Origin of the sequence: Burkholderia sp. GbtcB21, from assembly GCF_019091065.1 — a bacterium.
GTDB lineage: Bacteria > Pseudomonadota > Gammaproteobacteria > Burkholderiales > Burkholderiaceae > Burkholderia > Burkholderia pyrrocinia_C.
In genome coordinates this window covers 430,328-447,593 of sequence record NZ_JAGXKA010000005.1, presented here as the reverse complement: position 1 = coordinate 447,593, position 17,266 = coordinate 430,328, and the positions used below count along the sequence as shown (strand labels likewise).

The 17,266-nt window shown below is 68.8% G+C and carries 17 protein-coding genes; 4 read left to right on the top strand and 13 right to left on the bottom strand.

Annotated elements, in window-relative coordinates; all coding sequences use genetic code 11:
• Positions 1–35: 35 nt before the first annotated feature.
• The 6 genes from lipA to KVT39_RS15325 all read right to left on the bottom strand — a co-directional run bounded on the left by lipA (position 36) and on the right by KVT39_RS15325 (position 6,138).
• Complete coding sequence (lipA, locus tag KVT39_RS15350) at positions 36–1,001, bottom strand: lipoyl synthase (protein WP_034181265.1); 966 nt, start codon at positions 999–1,001, stop codon at positions 36–38.
• Between the two features lie 2 nt (positions 1,002–1,003).
• Positions 1,004–2,119 (bottom strand): acetoin dehydrogenase dihydrolipoyllysine-residue acetyltransferase subunit, encoded by a 1,116-nt coding sequence (locus KVT39_RS15345; protein ID WP_217589493.1) that lies wholly within the window; start codon positions 2,117–2,119, stop codon positions 1,004–1,006.
• Positions 2,120–2,123: 4 nt separating this feature from the next.
• Positions 2,124–3,128 (bottom strand): alpha-ketoacid dehydrogenase subunit beta, encoded by a 1,005-nt coding sequence (locus KVT39_RS15340; RefSeq protein WP_072437216.1) that lies wholly within the window; start codon positions 3,126–3,128, stop codon positions 2,124–2,126.
• A 54-nt stretch (positions 3,129–3,182) separates the two neighbouring features.
• On the bottom strand, positions 3,183–4,166 hold the full coding sequence (locus KVT39_RS15335) for a thiamine pyrophosphate-dependent dehydrogenase E1 component subunit alpha (RefSeq protein WP_217589492.1): 984 nt from the start codon (positions 4,164–4,166) through the stop codon (positions 3,183–3,185).
• 77 nt (positions 4,167–4,243) lie between these two features.
• Positions 4,244–5,020: an SDR family NAD(P)-dependent oxidoreductase gene (locus KVT39_RS15330; RefSeq protein ID WP_217589491.1), complete on the bottom strand. Its 777-nt coding sequence runs from the start codon at positions 5,018–5,020 to the stop codon at positions 4,244–4,246.
• 59 nt (positions 5,021–5,079) lie between these two features.
• The gene (locus tag KVT39_RS15325; RefSeq protein ID WP_105392282.1) at positions 5,080–6,138 is read right to left on the bottom strand and encodes an ATP-NAD kinase family protein; all 1,059 of its coding nucleotides are present in this window, start codon (positions 6,136–6,138) and stop codon (positions 5,080–5,082) included.
• Positions 6,139–6,675: 537 nt separating this feature from the next.
• Between KVT39_RS15325 and KVT39_RS15320 the strand changes: the two genes are divergently transcribed.
• Positions 6,676–8,592, top strand: coding sequence for a sigma-54-dependent Fis family transcriptional regulator (locus KVT39_RS15320; RefSeq protein ID WP_034181260.1), 1,917 nt, complete (start codon positions 6,676–6,678; stop codon positions 8,590–8,592).
• Positions 8,593–8,611: 19 nt separating this feature from the next.
• Here KVT39_RS15320 and KVT39_RS15315 read toward each other — a convergent pair whose 3' ends face one another.
• Both KVT39_RS15315 and KVT39_RS15310 read right to left on the bottom strand, forming a co-directional pair.
• Entirely contained in the window at positions 8,612–9,046 is a 435-nt protein-coding gene (locus KVT39_RS15315) for a carboxymuconolactone decarboxylase family protein (RefSeq protein WP_217589490.1), read from the bottom strand.
• Positions 9,030–9,491: a MerR family transcriptional regulator gene (locus KVT39_RS15310; RefSeq protein ID WP_175750310.1), complete on the bottom strand. Its 462-nt coding sequence runs from the start codon at positions 9,489–9,491 to the stop codon at positions 9,030–9,032. The genes KVT39_RS15315 and KVT39_RS15310 overlap by 17 nt, the downstream gene beginning before the upstream one ends.
• Before the next feature lie 285 nt (positions 9,492–9,776).
• Between KVT39_RS15310 and KVT39_RS15305 the strand changes: the two genes are divergently transcribed.
• Positions 9,777–10,376, top strand: coding sequence for a helix-hairpin-helix domain-containing protein (locus KVT39_RS15305; protein ID WP_105392285.1), 600 nt, complete (start codon positions 9,777–9,779; stop codon positions 10,374–10,376).
• A gap of 88 nt (positions 10,377–10,464) precedes the next feature.
• On the top strand, positions 10,465–10,896 hold the full coding sequence (locus KVT39_RS15300; protein ID WP_175750308.1) for a YidB family protein: 432 nt from the start codon (positions 10,465–10,467) through the stop codon (positions 10,894–10,896).
• A 118-nt stretch (positions 10,897–11,014) separates the two neighbouring features.
• On the opposite strand, the gene clpB is transcribed toward KVT39_RS15300, so the two are convergent.
• Positions 11,015–13,612, bottom strand: coding sequence for an ATP-dependent chaperone ClpB (gene clpB / locus KVT39_RS15295; protein ID WP_034181255.1), 2,598 nt, complete (start codon positions 13,610–13,612; stop codon positions 11,015–11,017).
• A 158-nt stretch (positions 13,613–13,770) separates the two neighbouring features.
• Positions 13,771–14,289 carry an Rrf2 family transcriptional regulator gene (locus tag KVT39_RS15290; protein ID WP_034181254.1) on the bottom strand — a complete coding sequence of 173 codons (519 nt, stop codon included), beginning with the start codon at positions 14,287–14,289 and terminating at the stop codon, positions 13,771–13,773.
• Between the two features lie 252 nt (positions 14,290–14,541).
• On the opposite strand from KVT39_RS15290, the gene KVT39_RS15285 reads away from it, so the two are divergent.
• On the top strand, positions 14,542–15,102 hold the full coding sequence (locus tag KVT39_RS15285) for a group III truncated hemoglobin (protein ID WP_217589489.1): 561 nt from the start codon (positions 14,542–14,544) through the stop codon (positions 15,100–15,102).
• A 75-nt stretch (positions 15,103–15,177) separates the two neighbouring features.
• On the opposite strand, the gene KVT39_RS15280 is transcribed toward KVT39_RS15285, so the two are convergent.
• From KVT39_RS15280 to glp, 3 genes are read right to left on the bottom strand one after another with little or no spacing between them, the layout of a single operon-like run.
• Positions 15,178–15,654 (bottom strand): molybdenum cofactor biosynthesis protein MoaE, encoded by a 477-nt coding sequence (locus KVT39_RS15280; protein WP_072437206.1) that lies wholly within the window; start codon positions 15,652–15,654, stop codon positions 15,178–15,180.
• 25 nt (positions 15,655–15,679) lie between these two features.
• Positions 15,680–15,937: a molybdopterin converting factor subunit 1 gene (gene moaD, locus KVT39_RS15275; protein WP_011352296.1), complete on the bottom strand. Its 258-nt coding sequence runs from the start codon at positions 15,935–15,937 to the stop codon at positions 15,680–15,682.
• 19 nt (positions 15,938–15,956) lie between these two features.
• Positions 15,957–17,204 (bottom strand): gephyrin-like molybdotransferase Glp, encoded by a 1,248-nt coding sequence (gene glp, locus KVT39_RS15270; RefSeq protein WP_105392289.1) that lies wholly within the window; start codon positions 17,202–17,204, stop codon positions 15,957–15,959.
• Between the last annotated feature and the right edge of the window lie 62 nt (positions 17,205–17,266).

Genomic DNA, 17,266 nt, shown 5'->3' with positions numbered 1-17,266 from the left:
GCCCGCTACGCATCCGCCCGCTACGCATCCGCCCGCTACGCATCCGCCAGCACGTCGGCCGCGTGATAGGACGACCGCACGAGCGGACCGGCTACGACTTCCCTGAAACCGAGCGCCAGCGCCTCTTCGCGCCACGCGGCGAATGCGTCCGGACTCACGTAGCGCCGCACCGGCAGATGGTGCTCGGACGGCGCCAGATACTGGCCGAGCGTCAGCACGTCGACTTCGTGCGCGCGCAGGTCGCGCAGCGTGTCGCGCACCTCGTCGTCGCGCTCGCCGAGCCCGAGCATCAGCCCCGACTTCGTCACGAGCGTCGGCCGCGCGGCCTTCGCCTGCGCGAGCAGTTCGAGCGAGCCACGATAGTCGGCGCCCGGCCGCGCCGCGCGATACAGCGACGGCACCGTCTCGATGTTGTGGTTGAACACGTCCGGCCAGGCCGACGACAGCGCGTCGAGCGCGCGCGCGACGCGGCCGCGGAAGTCCGGCGTCAGCACCTCGACGCCGATACCCGGCACGCTCGCGCGCACCGCCGCGATGCACGCGGCGAAATGCGCGGCGCCGCCGTCGCGCAGGTCGTCGCGGTCGACCGACGTGATCACGACGTAGCGCAGCCCGAGCGCCGCGACCGCATCGGCCAGCCGCGCGGGCTCGTCGGGATCGAGCGGCTCGGGACGGCCGTGCGCGACGTCGCAGAACGGGCAGCGCCGCGTGCACAGCCCGCCCATGATCATGAAGGTCGCGGTGCGCTGCGCGAAGCATTCGCCGATGTTCGGGCACATCGCCTCCTCGCAGACGGAATGCAGCCGATGGTCGCGCAGCACGGCCGCCATGTCGGCCACCGCCGCGCTCATCATCGGCCGCGCGCGCAGCCACGGCGGCTTCGGCAGCGCCGCGCCGGCCGCGGGCTCGACGCGCACCGGAATGCGCGCGAGCTTGTCGCGGCTTCTCGCGCCCGGCTGGCCGAGCGCCGTGAGGCTGGGTCGTTCGAGCGCGGCGGCCATCGTCAGTCTCCGAGAAACGCGACGATCAGGCGGTTCACGTCGGCGGCCGCCTCCATCTGCACCATGTGCCCGCTGCCGGCGATCACCTCGGCGCGCACGCCGTCCGGCAAGCCCTGCGCGTGCTGCGCGGGGATTACCTGGTCGCGCTCGCCCCAGATCACGAGCGTGCGCGGCGCAAGCGACGCGAGCCGGTCGCGGAACACGCGCCGCTGCGCCGCGCCGTCGAACGCGGCGTTCGCGATCTTTTCCAGCGCCGCCTGCACGCCTTCGAGCCGCTTGTACTTGACGAGATCCTCGACGAGCTGCCGCGTCACGAGCGCGTTATCCGCGAACAGCGCACCGAGATGCGGCTTCAGCGTATTGCGGCTGTTACCGGCGACGAAGCCGTCGATATAGGCACGGTTGATGTCGGCGCCGAGCCCCGCGCTCGCGATCAGCGTCAGCGACGCAACGCGCTGCGGCGCGCGTTCGGCCGCGGCCATCGCGACCGCGCCGCCCATCGAATGGCCGATCAGGTGCGCGCGCTCGATGTGCTGCGCATCGAGCAGCGCGAGCACCGCGTCGGCCAGCTCGTCGAGGCTGCCCTTGTCTACCGCCTTGCCCGACTCGCCATGACCGGGCAAGTCGAGCGCCCACACGGACCGGTGCGCGGCGAGGTCCGCGTGATTGAACAGCCAGTTGTTCAGGTCGCCGCCGAAGCCGTGGATCAGCACGGCGGGCGTGCCCGTGCCGTCGCCGAGCTTCAGGAAGCGCACCGTGCGGCCGCCGATCTGCGCCTTCTCGGGCTGCGGGCCCGTCGCTTCGTCGGACGCCGCGCTCGGCACGAAATCGCGCTGGAACTCGGCGATCGCCGCATCGATGTCGGCATCGCTCGCGTCGGCCGCCGCGACGACGCCGAGCAGCGCGCCGACCGGCAGCGTCTCGCCCTCCTGCGCGACCTGCCGGCGCAGCGTGCCGTCGAACGCGCATTCGACGCCCGACGAGATCTTGTCGGTCTCGACGTCGAGCACTTCGTCGCCCTTCGTCACGCGTTCGCCGAGCGCCTTCAGCCAGCCGTTGACCTGCCCCTGCTCCATCGACAGCCCCCACTTGGGCATCGTGATCATGTGAATCGACATCGTGTCAGCTCCTCGTCTTCAGGACCGCCTGCGCAATCGCATCGGCGGACGGGATATACAGGTCTTCCAGCACGCTCGCGAACGGCGCGGGCGTATGCGGCGCGGTCACGAGCTCGATCGGCGCCTTCAGCGTTCGGAACGCGCGCTGCGCGACGAGCGCGGCGATGTCGGTCGCGATCGAGCAGCGCGGGTTCGCTTCGTCGACCACCACCACGCGCCCGGTGCGCGCCGCGCTTTCGAGGATGGTTTCCTCGTCGAGCGGCGACGTCGTGCGCAGGTCGATCACGTCGACCTGGATGCCGTCCTTCGCGAGCTTCGCGGCTGCATCCATCGCGAGATGCACCATCCGGCCGTACGTGACGATGGTTGCGTCGTCGCCGTCGCGCATCACGTTCGCCTCGCCGAACGGAATCGCATAGGACTCCTCCGGCACGTCGCCCTCGCGTGTGTAAAGCAGCTTGTGCTCGAGGAAGATCACGGGATCGTCGTCGCGGATCGCCTGGATCAGCAGCCCCTTCGCGTCGTACGGCGTCGACGGGCACACGACCTTCAGCCCCGGGATGTGCGTGAACAGCGACGTGAGCATCTGCGAGTGCTGCGCGGCCGCGCGCAGCCCGGCGCCGTACATCGCGCGGATCACGACCGGCGTCACGGCCTTGCCGCCGAACATGTAGCGGAATTTCGCGGCCTGGTTGAAGATCTGGTCGAAGCACACGCCCATGAAATCGATGAACATCAGTTCCGCGACCGGCCGCATCCCGCACGCGGCCGCGCCGACCGCCGCGCCGATGTAGCCGCCTTCGGACAGCGGCGTATCGAGCACGCGGCCCGGAAACTTGTGGAACAGCCCCTTCGTCACGCCGAGCACGCCGCCCCACGCGTCGTCCTCGCCCGGCGCGCCCGCGCCGCCCGCATTGTCCTCGCCCATCACGATCACGCTGTCGTCGCGCGCCATCTCCTGCGCGAGCGCCTCGTTGATCGCCTGCGAATAAGTGATCTTCCTTGCCATGTCTGTCTCCTGGAATGTTCGGTTCGCCGTGCCGGCTGCAGTGTCAGGCCGCGCTCACGGGTACGACACGTAGACGTCGGTCAGCAGGTCGGCCGCGTCGGGCAGCGGCGCGGCCTTCGCCTGCGCGACTGCGTCGTCGATCAGCGCCTTCACCTGGGCGTCGACCGCGCGCAGGTCGTCGGTCGTCAGCGCCTCGGCACGCACGACGCGCGTCTCGAAGTGCTTCAGGCAGTCCTTCTCGTCGCGCAGCTTCTGCACCTCGCCGGGTGCGCGGTAGGTCTGCGCATCGCCTTCGAAATGGCCGAAATAGCGCGTGAACTTCACCTCGACGAGCGTCGGGCCGCCGCCGTTGCGCGCACGCTCGACGGCCTCGCCGAGCGCTTCGTGCACCGCGAAGAAGTCGAAGCCGTCGACAATCACGCCCGGCATCCCGAACCCGTTCGCGCGATCCGCGATGTTGTCGGTCGCGACCGACCAGCTCGACGACGTCGCTTCCGCATAACCGTTGTTTTCGGCGACGAAGATCGCGGGCAGCCGCCACACCGACGCGAGGTTCATCGATTCGAAGATCACGCCCTGGTTCGATGCGCCGTCGCCGAAGAAGCACACGCCGACGCCGCCGGACTTCTTGTGCTTCGCCGCGAGCGCCGCGCCGCACACGAGCGGGCCGCCCGCGCCGACGATCCCGTTCGCGCCGAGCATCCCCATCGACAGGTCGGCGATGTGCATCGAGCCGCCCTTGCCGTGGCAGACGCCGGTCTTCTTGCCGTAGATCTCGGCCATCATCCCGCGCACGTCGACGCCCTTCGCGATGCAATGGCCGTGGCCGCGGTGCGTGGTGGCAACGTAGTCGGCGAGGCCGAGGTGCAGCATCGTGCCGACCGCGGACGCCTCCTCGCCCGCGTACAGGTGAACGAAGCCGGGGATCTCTCCGGTCGCGAATTCGACGTGCAGGCGCTCCTCGAATTCGCGGATCGTGCGCATCAGCCGGTATGCGTCCAGCAGCTTGTCCCTGCTGAGCTGGGTCGAAACGGTCATGTGTGTCTCCTGGGTAGGTCTGACTGCGAATGCCGCCGCGGCCGTGCCGCGGCGACGGATTGCACGGCCTGCGGCCGTCAGTGGAACGTGAAGCCGCCGTCGACGTTCACGGCCTGGCCCGTCACGTTGTCCATCGTCGCGAAGAACAGCGCGAGCCGGCCCATGTCTTCGGGCGTCTGCGCGCGGCCCTGCGGGATCAGCGTCAACTGGTGCCGCTGCCACGACTCCTCGACCGATTCGCCGTCGGTCTTCCATTCGTCGGACAGCCGGTCCCACATATAGGTACGCACGATGCCCGGGCAGATCGCGTTGACGGTCACGCCGTCGCGCGCGAGCTCCTTCGCAAGCGCGTTCGTGAAGCCGACGACCGCGAACTTCGATGCGCTGTAATGGGCGAGATTCGGAAAGCCTTCCTTGCCGGCAATCGACGCGACGTTGATGATCCGGCCGCGGCCCTGCGCCTTCAGATGCGCGAGCGCCGCGCGGCAGCCGAGGAACGTGCCCTTCGCGTTCACGTCCATCACGAAATCCCAGTCGCGTTCGGTCAGCGCTTCGACCGGATGAATGCTGATCACGCCCGCGCAGTTCACGAGGATGTCGAGCCGGCCGAGTTCGGCGAGCGCCTGCGCGACCATCGCGTCGACCTGCACGGCCTGCGTGACGTCGACCTTCGCGACCGCCGCCCGGCGGCCGAGCGCGCGCACCGCGCTCGCGGCGGCATCGAGCGCGTCGTCGAGCAGGTCGGCCAGCAGGATGTCGGCGCCCGCGCCGGCGAGTGTCAGCGCAATGCCGCGGCCGATGCCGCGCGCGCCACCCGTGACGATGGCGACCTGTCCTTCGAGTGGGGCTGTCATGGCAATGTCTCCTTGATGTTCGTTATGGATGTCGAAATGTCGTTCGGAACAACGGAGGTTCAGTTGCGCCATGCGCCGGCATCGCGCAGCAATTGCCGCGAAGACGCGTAGCGCAGCGTGCGGCCGACATCGACCGTCAGCGGCCCGCGCCAGTCGAGCGAAATCTCGTAGCGATCGCCGCGCGCAACCTCGATCTCGCGCTCGCCGTCGAACGCGAGCGTGCCGCGCTCGAACGGGATCGTCTGCCACGCGCCCGGTTCGAGCCGCTCGCAACTGCGCATCACGACGCGGTCGACGCGGCCCGGTGCAATCGGCGCGACGAGCGGCGTGCCGGCCGTCTTGCCTTCGTCTGCGAAGCGCATCGCGAGCCCGTGCGGCGCGCTGCGCTCGAGCGGCGCCCATGCTCCGCCGAGCGCGGACAGGCCGATGCCGTCCGGTTCCGCGAACGTCAGGTAGAGCGAATCGATGTCGTCGGGCCCCGAAATCGCACGGGCGCCGATGAAGCGCTGTCGCGCCGCGCACACGTCGACGAGCGCAATCTCTTCGCGCCCCGACTGTGTGCCTGCCACGCAGCGCACGACGAGCCGCTTGTTGCGCGTGAAGGCAACCTCGGCCGGCACGGCGCCGGTCGCGGCGAGTCCGGCCGCGACGCCTGCGACGGTCGCCTCGCGATGTTCGGGAAACGCGTTGTTGGTGCCGGTGGACAGCGCGACGAGCGGCGTCGCGCCGCAATGCGCGGCCACCGCACGATGGGTGCCGTCGCCGCCGAGCACGACGATCAGCGCGACTTCCATCCGGTGCAGGTACGCGGCGCCGGCTTGCGTATCGGCGACGGTATCGGTGATCGGCAGGTCGACGAACTCGACCTCGGGCCAGCGCTCGTGCGGCGCGACCGCGCGATGTGTGTCGAGCGCGCGCAGCAGCAGCGTCGCGATGCCCGTCCGGTCGCGCAGCGTCAGCACGCGCTCGACGCCCATCGCGCCGAGGCCGGCCAGCAGGCGCACGATCATGTTCGCCTTCTCCGCCGTCGGAAACACGGATGCATGCGTCGTGAGGCGGCGGATGTCGCGCCCCGATGCGGGGTTCGCGATCACACCGACGGTAACGGGCGTCGTCACGGGTTTGTCTCCATCCAGTTGACCGGCACCGGCGCATTGGCGCCCGCTCCGGCCCTGCCTGTTTCGTCCGCTGCCATCGACGGGCTGCGGATCGTCGTCGCCGACGCGACTGCGCCGGGCTTGCACGTGATCTCTGCAAGCGGCGTGCCATCGTGTGTGCAATGACCGCGAAACCCGCGCCCACGCTGGCGCGGCGGGCATGCACATGTTCCGGGTTCGCGACCGTGACGACGCAGCGCGCGGCGAATCCGCGCGTGCGTCTCACGCCGTCGTTGCGACGACGCGCTCGTCGCGGCGCCTGCGCAAGCGCGCCGCCCTGCCCGCAAACCCTGCGTTGACGCGGCGTGGCGCATGCCGCGACAAGCCGGACGACCGCCGTGTGCCACGCATGCGGGTGTCTCAACCGCGCGAGACCGGGCAAGAGACGCATGAGACGAACGTCTCACGCCCGCCGCGTGCTGCGATGCAATGTGATCCGCCGGACCGGATGTGCTACAAGAACATCGAATTCCCCGCCGTACGGAACCGGAGCCGACCATGCCCTACGCCGTCCCCCAGGCCCAGCACGCCGACCGTGTGCTCGGCGCGCTCGCCGGACGCCTGCCCGCGCCGGCCGATTCCGCGCGCCTCGTGTCGTCGTGGCAACGTTCGCTGGAGCGCTACCGTCTCGACCCCGCTTCGTCGATCGGCCCGCGCGTGCTGACCGCGTCCGAGCTGCGCGAAGTGCGCGACAAGGAGGAAGCCTTCCTGCGTGCGTCGGGCCAGTGCCTGACACGGCTGCACGACATGATCCGCGTCGCCGACTACTGCGTGATGCTGACCGACGCGCACGGCGTGACGATCGACTATCGGATCGACCGCGAGCGCCGCAACGACTTCCGCCATGCGGGGCTGCACATCGGCTCGTGCTGGTCGGAAAGCGAGGAAGGAACGTGCGGCGTCGCGAGCGTGCTGACCGATCTCGCGCCGATCACCGTGCACAAGACCGATCACTTTCGCGCGGCGTTCACGACGCTCACCTGCAGCGCGGCGCCGATCTTCTCGCCGGGCGGCGAACTGATCGGCGTGCTCGACGCGTCGGCCGTCCATTCGCCCGACGGCCGCGACAGCCAGCGCCTCGTCTACCAGCTCGTGCGGCAGAGTGCGGCGCTGATCGAGGACGGCTACTTCGTGCACAGCACCGCGCAGCACTGGATATTGTTCGGGCATCCGAACCGTCATTACGTCGAAGCGCAACCCGAATGGCTGATCGCGTTCGACGAATGCGGCAATATCGTCGCCGCGAACCGGCAGGCGCGCGATGCGCTGCCGGCGCTGCGCGAACCGCGCCATATCGACGAGATCTTCGACGCAACCGAGATGCCGCTGCGCGATGCCGCGCGGCTCGATACGATCGTCGCGCTGCGGCTGCGCGCGACCGGCGCACCGCTCTATGCGCGGCTGCGTGCGCCGCTACGACGCGCCGGCCGCGAACCCGGCACGGTATCGCGGCGCGCGGGCACCGCGACGCGCCACGTCGGCGCGCTGACGCCGTTCCTGCACAGCAGCGACACGCACATCGCGCAACAGGCGGAGCTCGCGCTGCGGGTCGCGAGCAAGCGGCTGCCGATTCTCGTGCTCGGCGAAACCGGTGCGGGCAAGGAAGTGTTCGCGCGCGCGATCCACGATGCCGGTGCGCGGCGCGCGCGGCCGTTCGTTGCCGTCAACTGCGGCGCGCTGCCGGAAGCGTTGATCGAGAGCGAACTGTTCGGCTATGCAGCCGGCGCGTTTACCGGCGCGCGCAAGCACGGCGCACGCGGCAAGATCGCACTCGCCGACGGCGGCACGCTGTTTCTCGACGAAATCGGCGACATGCCGCTCGCGCTGCAGACACGGCTGTTGCGCGTGCTCGCCGACGGCGAGGTCGTGCCGCTCGGCAGCGATACGCCGGTGCGCGTCGACCTCGACGTGATCTGCGCGACGCACCGCGATCTCGCGCGCATGGTGGCTGACGGCACGTTCCGCGAAGATCTGTATTACCGGCTGAGCGGCGCGACGTTCGAACTGCCGCCGCTGCGCAAGCGCGCAGACGTGCGCGACGTGATTGCCGCCGTGTTCGCCGAGGAAGCGCAGGCGACCGGCCACGTCCTCACGCTCGACGCGACGCTCGCCGAACAGCTCGCCGCCTATCCGTGGCCCGGCAACGTACGGCAGCTGCGCAACGTGCTGCGCTATGCGTGCGCGGTGTGCGACGCCGCGCGCGTGACGCGGCGCGACCTGCCGGCCGACCTCGCCGCGCAGCTCGGCGGCGCCCCGGCCGGCGCACTGCCCGACGACGAGCGCGGCCGCATCGTCGCGGCGCTCACCGCGCACCGCTGGCGGCCCGACGCGGCCGCGCAGGCGCTCGGCATCTCGCGCGCGACGCTGTACCGGCGGATCGCGAAACACCGGATCGTCGCGCCGCACCGCGCGTGACGAGCCGGCGCGACCGCCATCACGCGGCCTGCGCGGCCGCTTCGCTTGCTTTCCCGGCCTCACCGGCCGCTTCGTCGCGCCGCACGAACACCTCGTGCGTGGCGAACAGCGCGTTCAGCGCGGCCGGGAAACCCGCGTAGATGGCCACCTGCATGAACACCTCGACGATCTCGTCGCGCGTGCAGCCGACGTTCAGCGCGGCCTCGATATGCACCTTCAGTTGCGGCTGTGCGTTGCCGAGCGCGGCCAGCGCCGCGATCGTCGCGATCTCGCGTGCTTTCAGGTCGAGCTGCGGCCGGCTGTAGATGTCGCCGAAACTGAACTCGACCAGGAGCCGCCCGAAATCCGGCGCGATCGGTGCAAGCGCCGCGATCACGCGTTCGCCCACTTCGCCGTCGATTTCCTTCAGTTTGTTCCAGCCGCGCGTATAACGATCTTCAACGAGTTGTTCCATCGTGTCCGTCCTGTTCCGATTGAGAGTGAGAAGGTGTCGCCCGTCGTTCCGTATCGCGTTCCCGCGCCTCGTAGTACGCGATCTTGTCGCCGATCGCGTCGAGGCTCGCCTGCAGCTCCGCGATATGCGCGCGCACCGCGTCGCGATGCGCAACCAGCAACCGCCGCCGCGCGCCGAACGTCGGCTCGCCTTGCGCGCGCAGCGCCGCGAACTGCTGCATCTGCGCGATCGGCATGCCGGTCGCCTTCAGGCGCATCACGAACGCCAGCCAGTCAAGGTCGGCCGGCGCATAGAGCCGGTGCCCGGCCGCCGTGCGCGAAATCGCGCGCAGCAGGCCGGCCTGCTCGTAATACCGCAACGTATGCGTCGACACGCCGGTCAGCTCGGCGACTTGCCCGATCGTCAGTGGACCGGCGGCGGAAGGTTTGGATACGGGTTTCGACATGGCAGGAACAAGGTTAGGAGTTAGAGCTAACTCTAAGTCAAGCACTATCGAACGGCCAGCGCGACGACAACCCGCAACGCCCCTCGACACCGTAAAGAATGGTCAAAACCGCCGCCCGGCGCGGCTTTCGGCCTTTACAGCGACGCAAGCCTTCAGCAAGATTCGGTCAGCCTGTCTTAAAAAGGGCACGCATTTGTCCTATGCTTAACGGCGACGCCCGGCCAGGTCTCGCCCCGCCGTCCGTTGCAACAGCCATTCATCCGTCAGAACCAGGGAGCCTTTGCCATGCTGAAAAAGCTGCTGATGCTGTTCGTCGCGCTATCGCTGTCGCTCGCCGCAGGCTTTGCCGCGGCCGTCGAAGTCAACACGGCCGACCAGGCCGCGCTCGAAGCCGTGAAGGGTCTCGGGCCCGTCAAGTCGAAGGCGATCATCGACGAACGCACCAAGAACGGCCCATTCAAGGACGCCGACGATCTCGCAAATCGGGTGAAGGGTCTCGGCACGAAATCGGTCGGGCATCTCGAGGAAAACGGCCTGACGATCGGCGGCTCGTCGACGCCGCCGAAAGGCGTGAAGCTGTCGAAGCCGGCCGCGACGACGTCGGCAACGACGTCGACAGGCACCGCATCGACGTCCACGACCGCGACGGCCGGCACGACGGCCACGGCGCCGGCCCCGGCGGCAAGCGCGCCGGATGCGGCCGCGAAGCCGGCCAAGACCAAGCGCGCGTCTAAGAAGGAAAAGGCGGCAGCGGCCGCAGCGGCATCCGCCGACGCGGGTGCGAGCGCACCGGCCGCAGCGTCGTCCGCGAAGGCGGCGAAGGGTTCGAAGAAAAAGAGCAAGAAGGACAAGGCAGCCTCCGCCGCCGCGGCGTCGGGCGCCTGATGTGCGCCGCGCGCGCGACGGCGTGCGCGCGGCATTCGTTCAACGGGCGCCCTTATTGCGGCGCCCTTATCGGTAAAGGTGAAGAATCATGGGTCTCCTCGACATCGTCGGCGGTCTGATCGGCGGCCAGGCCGGCGGCAACTCGCAAAGCGCACTGATCACGACCGCGCTCGAATTCATCAACAACCAGCCGGGCGGCCTGAACGGGCTGATCGAGAAGTTCCAGAAAGGCGACGCCGGCGAGGTCATCGGCTCATGGGTCGGCACCGGCGAGAACCAGCCGATCTCGGCCGACACGCTGCAGAACGTGCTCGGCTCGGACGTCGTCGGCTCGCTCGCGAGCAAGGTCGGCATCGATCCGGGTCAGGCCTCGTCGATCCTCGCGCAGGTGCTGCCGCACGTCGTCAACAGCGCGACGCCGAACGGCGAAGTGCCGGCCGGCGGCCAGATCGATACGTCGAACGTGCTCGGCACGCTGACGCAGCTCGCCGGCATGTTCGGCGGCAACAAGCAGGCCTGAGTCCGCGCCGCTTCGCGGCCCCCGCTTCATGGCCCAATCGGGCCGCTCCATATGCAAACACCCCGCCGAGGCGGGGTGTTTGTTTTTGCGCGCCGGGCGTGCGGCCGGTGGCCGGCGTTCAGTGAACGACGCGGTCGAACACGAACTTGCCGTCGTTGACGTCGACCGGAATCACGTCCTTCGGACCGAAGCGGCCCGCGAGGATGAGCTTCGCGACCGGGTTCTCGATCTCCTGCTGGATCGCGCGCTTCAGCGGCCGCGCGCCGAACACCGGATCGTAGCCGACCTTCGCGATCTGCTCGAGCGCCGCTTCCGACACGTCGAGCGCCATGTCGAGCTTCGCGAGCCGGTCGTGCAGGCGCGCCAGCTGGATCTTCGCGATCGACTCGATGTTGCTGCGGTCGAGCGCATGGAACACGACGACGTCGTCGATCCGGTTCAGGAACTCGGGGCGGAAATGCTGCTTCACCTCGAGCCACACCGCGTCCTTGATCTCGTCCTGCGGCGCACCGGTCATCGCCTGGATCACCTGCGAGCCGAGGTTCGACGTCATCACGATCACCGTGTTCTTGAAGTCGACCGTGCGCCCCTGCCCGTCCGTCATGCGGCCGTCGTCGAGCACCTGCAGCAGCACGTTGAACACGTCCGGATGCGCCTTCTCGATCTCGTCGAGCAGGATCACGCTGTACGGCTTGCGGCGCACGGCTTCCGTCAGGTAGCCGCCTTCCTCGTAGCCGACATAACCCGGCGGCGCGCCGATCAGCCGCGCGACGCTGTGCTTCTCCATGAACTCGCTCATGTCGATGCGGATCAGGTGCTCTTCCGAATCGAACAGGAACGACGCCAGCGCCTTGCACAGCTCGGTCTTGCCGACACCCGTCGGGCCGAGGAACAGGAACGAGCCGTACGGACGGTTCGGATCGGCGAGACCCGCGCGCGAGCGGCGGATCGCGTCGGCCACCGCGCCGATCGCCTCATGCTGGCCGACCACGCGCTCATGCAGCTTTTCCTCGATGTGCAGCAGCTTCTCGCGCTCGCCCTGCATCATCCGCGACACGGGAATCCCCGTCGAACGCGACACGACTTCCGCGATTTCCTCGGCGCCGACCTGCGTGCGCAGCAGGCGCGGACGCGTCGGGTTGTGCTGCTCCCGCTCTTCGGCCTGCGTGACCTGCTTCAGCTGCGCCTCGAGCTGCGGCAGCTTGCCGTACTGCAGCTCCGCGACTTTCTCCAGCTTGCCTTCACGCTGCAGCCGCGCGATGTCAGCCCGCGCCTTCTCGATCTCTTCCTTGAGCTGCGCGCTGCCCTGCACCGCGGCCTTCTCGACGGTCCAGATCTCCTCGAGGTCCGCGTATTCGCGGCCGAGGCGGTCGATCTCTTCCTCGATCAGCTGCAGGCGCTTCTGCGACGCTTCGTCCTGCTCCTTCTTCACGGCTTCGCGCTCGATCTTCAGCTGGATCAGCCGGCGATCGAGCTTGTCCATCTCTTCGGGCTTCGAATCGATTTCCATCTTGATCTTCGAAGCGGCTTCGTCGATCAGGTCGATCGCCTTGTCGGGCAGGAAGCGGTCGGTGATGTAGCGATGCGACAGCTCGGCCGCGGCAACGATCGCCGGGTCGGTGATGTCGACGCCGTGGTGCAGTTCGTACTTCTCCTGCAGCCCGCGCAGGATCGCGATCGTCGCCTCGACGCTCGGCTCGTCGACGAGCACCTTCTGGAAGCGGCGTTCGAGCGCGGCATCCTTCTCGATGTACTTGCGGTATTCGTCGAGCGTGGTCGCGCCGATGCAGTGCAGCTCGCCGCGCGACAGCGCCGGCTTCAGCATGTTGCCCGCATCCATCGCGCCTTCGGCCTTGCCCGCGCCGACCATCGTGTGGATCTCGTCGATGAAGACGATCGTCTGGCCTTCGTCCTTCGCGATGTCGTTGAGCACGGCCTTCAGCCGCTCCTCGAACTCGCCGCGGTACTTCGCGCCGGCGAGCAGCGCGGCCATGTCGAGCGACAGCACGCGCTTGCCCTTCAGCGTCTCGGGCACTTCGCCGTTGACGATCCGCTGCGCGAGCCCTTCGACGATCGCGGTCTTGCCGACGCCCGGCTCGCCGATCAGCACCGGGTTGTTCTTCGTGCGGCGCTGCAGGATCTGGATCGAGCGGCGGATTTCGTCGTCGCGCCCGATCACCGGATCGAGCTTGCCCGAACGGGCGCGCTCGGTCAGGTCGACCGTGTACTTCTTCAGCGCCTCGCGCTGGCTTTCGGCATCCTGGCTGTGCACCTGCGAGCCGCCGCGCACCGCGGCGATCGCGGCTTCGAGCGCCTTGCGCGTGAGGCCGTGCTGACGCGCGAGCTTGCCGGCGTCGCCCTTGTCGTCGGACACGGCGAGCAGGAACATCTCGCTCGCGATGAACGTGTCGTTGAGCTTCTGCGCTTCCTTGTCGGCCTGGTTCAGCAGCCCGGCCAACTCGCGGCCGATCTGGATGTCGCCGCCCGTGCCCGTGACTTGCGGCAGGCGCGAGATCGCTTCGTTCAGCGCGCCTTGCAGCGCCTGCACGTGAACACCCGCACGCGACATCAGCGAACGGGCGGAACCGTCGTGCTGCGCGACCAGCGCCGCCAGTACGTGAACGGGTTCGATGTATTGATTGTCGCGGCCTGCCGCAAGGCTTTGCGCGTCCGCGAGTGCTTCCTGGAACTTGGTGGTGAGCTTGTCGATTCTCATTTTGTCGAGACCTCCAATTTTCGATTAACACCAAGATGAGGATGGTTATGCGCCTTTCAAGCGAAATTCGGGTTGATTCAGCGCAAAAAGTCGCTGGATGGCAATGCCGCGGCCGAGAGGCGGGACGCAGCCGGATCGCGGGACGCGGCGCCCGCGTGTCAGCCGGCCGTCGACGGCGGCTCGACGGGCGCGGGCGATTCGTCCGGTGACGGCGCGGCGCGCACGAGCGCGACCGGACGGATGCCGAGCAACGCAGCAAGCGGCGACGCGGGTTCGACCAGTTCGCCGAGCGTGTGACGATCGAGCTCGGCGAAGAACGCATCGCGCGCGGCCGCCAGCACCCCCTTCAGGCGACACTGCGGCTCGATCACGCAGCCGCGCGACTCGCTGCCGTCGGTCGAAAAGCAGCCGACCAGCGCGAAGTCGTTCTCGGTCGCGCGCACGACCTGGCCGACCGTCAGCAGCAGCGATTCGGGGAACAGCCGCAGCCCGCCGTTGCGGCCGCGGACCGTGTCGACCCATCCCAACTCGCCGAGCTGCTGCACGACTTTCATCAGATGGTTCTTCGAGATGCCGTAGGCATCCGAGATCTCCTGGATCGTCGCGAGCCCCTCGCCGCGCACGGCAAGGTACAGCATCACGCGCAGCGAGTAGTCGGTGTAGTCGGTGAGTCTCATGGGCGAATTCGGAAAAGATCGATCGTGCCCCGATTGCGCGGGCCGGGCCGGTCGGGAAGCGCGCCGGGCCGGCTGACGGTCCCGTTCCGCTGCCCCGGGTTGCCCGGATGGCGCGCGCACAATAAGATGCGTTACATCTGCACGTTTTTCAGGGGTTGTTGGACGCTATTTTGCGTCAAAATTCTGCCGGCGTCCTGCGCGTTGCCCGCGCCGCCGCTTCGTCGTTGCCTCGATCTCCCGGCCCTTTTTGCCATGACCGCCCTGCCTGCCTCGCCCGAAACCGCCCCGGCCCGCCCTCGCGATGCCGAGCCGACCGAAGACAACATCCACGATCTCGTCTACGCGTTCTACGACCGCGTGCGCGCCGATCCGCTGCTCGGGCCCGTGTTCGACGCGAAGCTGGCCGGCCGCTGGGACGACCATCTGCCGAAGATGGTCACGTTCTGGTCGAGCCTCGTGCTCGGCACCAAGGGCTATCACGGCAACGTGCAGCAGGCGCACCAGCCGCTCGACGGGATCGAGCCGGCCCATTTCAGCCGCTGGCTGTCGTTGTTCCTGAAGACCGTCGAGGCGCGCTACGCGCCGCCCGCGGCGATCCGCTTCATGGAACCCGCGCTGCGGATCGCACAGAGCCTGCAGTTGAGCCGGTTCGGCTGGGATTACCGGATTCCGCCCGAGCAGCAGGCGCTGCTCGATGCGATCGCGCCGCGCCGCCGCGACGCGGGCGACGATCCGCACGCATTGCCGTCGCGTGCCCGCGGCGAACCGTTTCCGACGAAGATCGTCGGGCGCAGCGCCGATCCGGACGCGTAACGCGCACACATCGCGCGCGACGATTACACACATGCGGCACATGCGGCACATCGCCGCATCGCGCGGACGCCGCGCTCAGCGCGGCGTGTTACCCGATTCGACGCCCCAGCGCGCGAGCGCCGCATCGTCGGTGCTGCGCGCATCGACCCAGCGCTCGCCGTCCGGCGTCGTTTCCTTCTTCCAGAACGGCGCTTCGGTCTTCAGGTAGTCCATCACGAATTCGCACGACGCGAACGCATCGCCGCGATGCGCGGCGACCGTCGCCACCATCACGATCTGGTCGAGCGGCAGGAGCCTGCCGACCCGATGCACGATTGCGACGTCGATGCCCGGCCAGCGCCGGCAGGCCTCGGCGGCGATCTTCTCGAGCGCCTTCTCGGTCATCCCCGGATAGTGCTCGAGCTCCATCGCGGCGACCGAATCGCCTTCGTTCAGGTCGCGCACGGTGCCGACGAAGCACGCGATCGCGCCGATCTTCGGATTGCGCGCGCGCAATGCCGCGACTTCGGCGTTCAGATCGAAGTCGTCGGTCTGGATTCGTATCGTTGCCATCACACGCTCCGGTCCCATGCCGAGCTCAACCGCCCGTCACCGGCGGAAAGAACGCGACCTCGCAACCTTCGGTGAGCCGCGTGTCGGGATCGGTCATCTCGTGGTTGCACGCCATGCGCAATGCGCGCCCTTCGGCGAGCGTCTCGGCCCACGCACCGCCGCGCACGCGCAGCCACGCGCGCACGTCGCCGACGGTCGTTACGCTGTCCGGCACGTCGGCCTGCTCGTCGGCGACGCCCAGCGCTTCTCGTACGCTTGCAAAAAATTTCAGCTGAATCTTCATGGTTCGGGAAGCCGCCGCGTTACGACAGCAATTCGGAAAACGGAATGAAACGCACGGTCTCGCCTGCGCTGATCGCGTGCTGCGGCGGATTGTCGATCAGGCCGTCGCCCCAGACCGTCGACGTCAGCACCGCCGAGCTCTGGTTCGGGAACAGATCGAGGCCGCCGGCCGCATTGACGCGTGCGCGCAGGAATTCGTTGCGCCGGTCGCCCTTGCCTTGCGAAAAGTCGGCGCGCAGCGACAGCGCGCGCGGCGCGACGTCGCGCACGCCGGACAGGCGCAACAGGAACGGCCGCACGAACAGCAGGAACGTGACGAAGCTCGATACGGGGTTGCCGGGCAGCCCGATGAAGTGCGCATCGGGGCGATCGTCGCCGCGCCGCACCGCGCCGTACGCGAGCGGCTTGCCGGGCTTCATCGCGATCTGCCACAGCGCGAGCCGCCCTTCGGACTCGACGGCCGGCTTCACGTGATCCTCGTCGCCGACCGATACGCCGCCGCTCGTCAGGATCACGTCGTGATCGCGCGCAGCCTCGCGCAGCGTGTCGCGCGTCGCGGCGAGTGAGTCGGGCACGATCCCGTAATCGGTCACGTGGCAGCCGAGCCGCTCCAGCAGCCCGCGCAGCGTGAAGCGGTTCGAGTTGTAGATCGCGCCGGGCTTCAGCGGCTCGCCCGGCATCGTCAGCTCGTCGCCGGTGAAGAACACCGCGACACGAATCCGCCGTGCGACCGACAGTTGCGCACAGCCGACCGACGCGGCAAGGCCGAGCGCCTGCGGCGTGAGCCGCGTGCCGGCCGGCAGGATCACCGCCCCCTGCCGGATGTCCGCGCCCTGCGCGGTGATCCATTCACCGGCCTTCGGCGTATGCAGGATCTCGACCGCATCGCCGTCGGCCGACGTCTGCTCCTGCATCACGACGGCGTCGGCGCCGGGCGGCACCGTCGCGCCGGTGAAGATCCGCGCGGCCGTGCCGGCCGCGAGCGGCACGGCCGGATGACCGGCCGGAATCCGCTGCGACACCGGCAGACGCCGCTCGCCGTGCAGCAGGTCGGCGACGCGCACCGCATAGCCGTCCATCGCGCTCGTATGCATCGGCGGCACGTCGAGCGGCGAGCTCACGTCGGCCGCCAGCACGCGGCCGAGCGCGTCGAGCGTGGCGACGGTTTCGGTGCCGGGCAGCGGCTTCGCGGCATCGAGCAGCGCGGCGAGCGCCTCGGCGGTCGACAGCATCGGCGCGCGCGGCGCCGCGGGATTCGGGTTCGACATCGATGGAATCGGGGAACGTTGGAGTCAATACGTCATTGTAGCGACGCCGTCGCGCGGGCGCG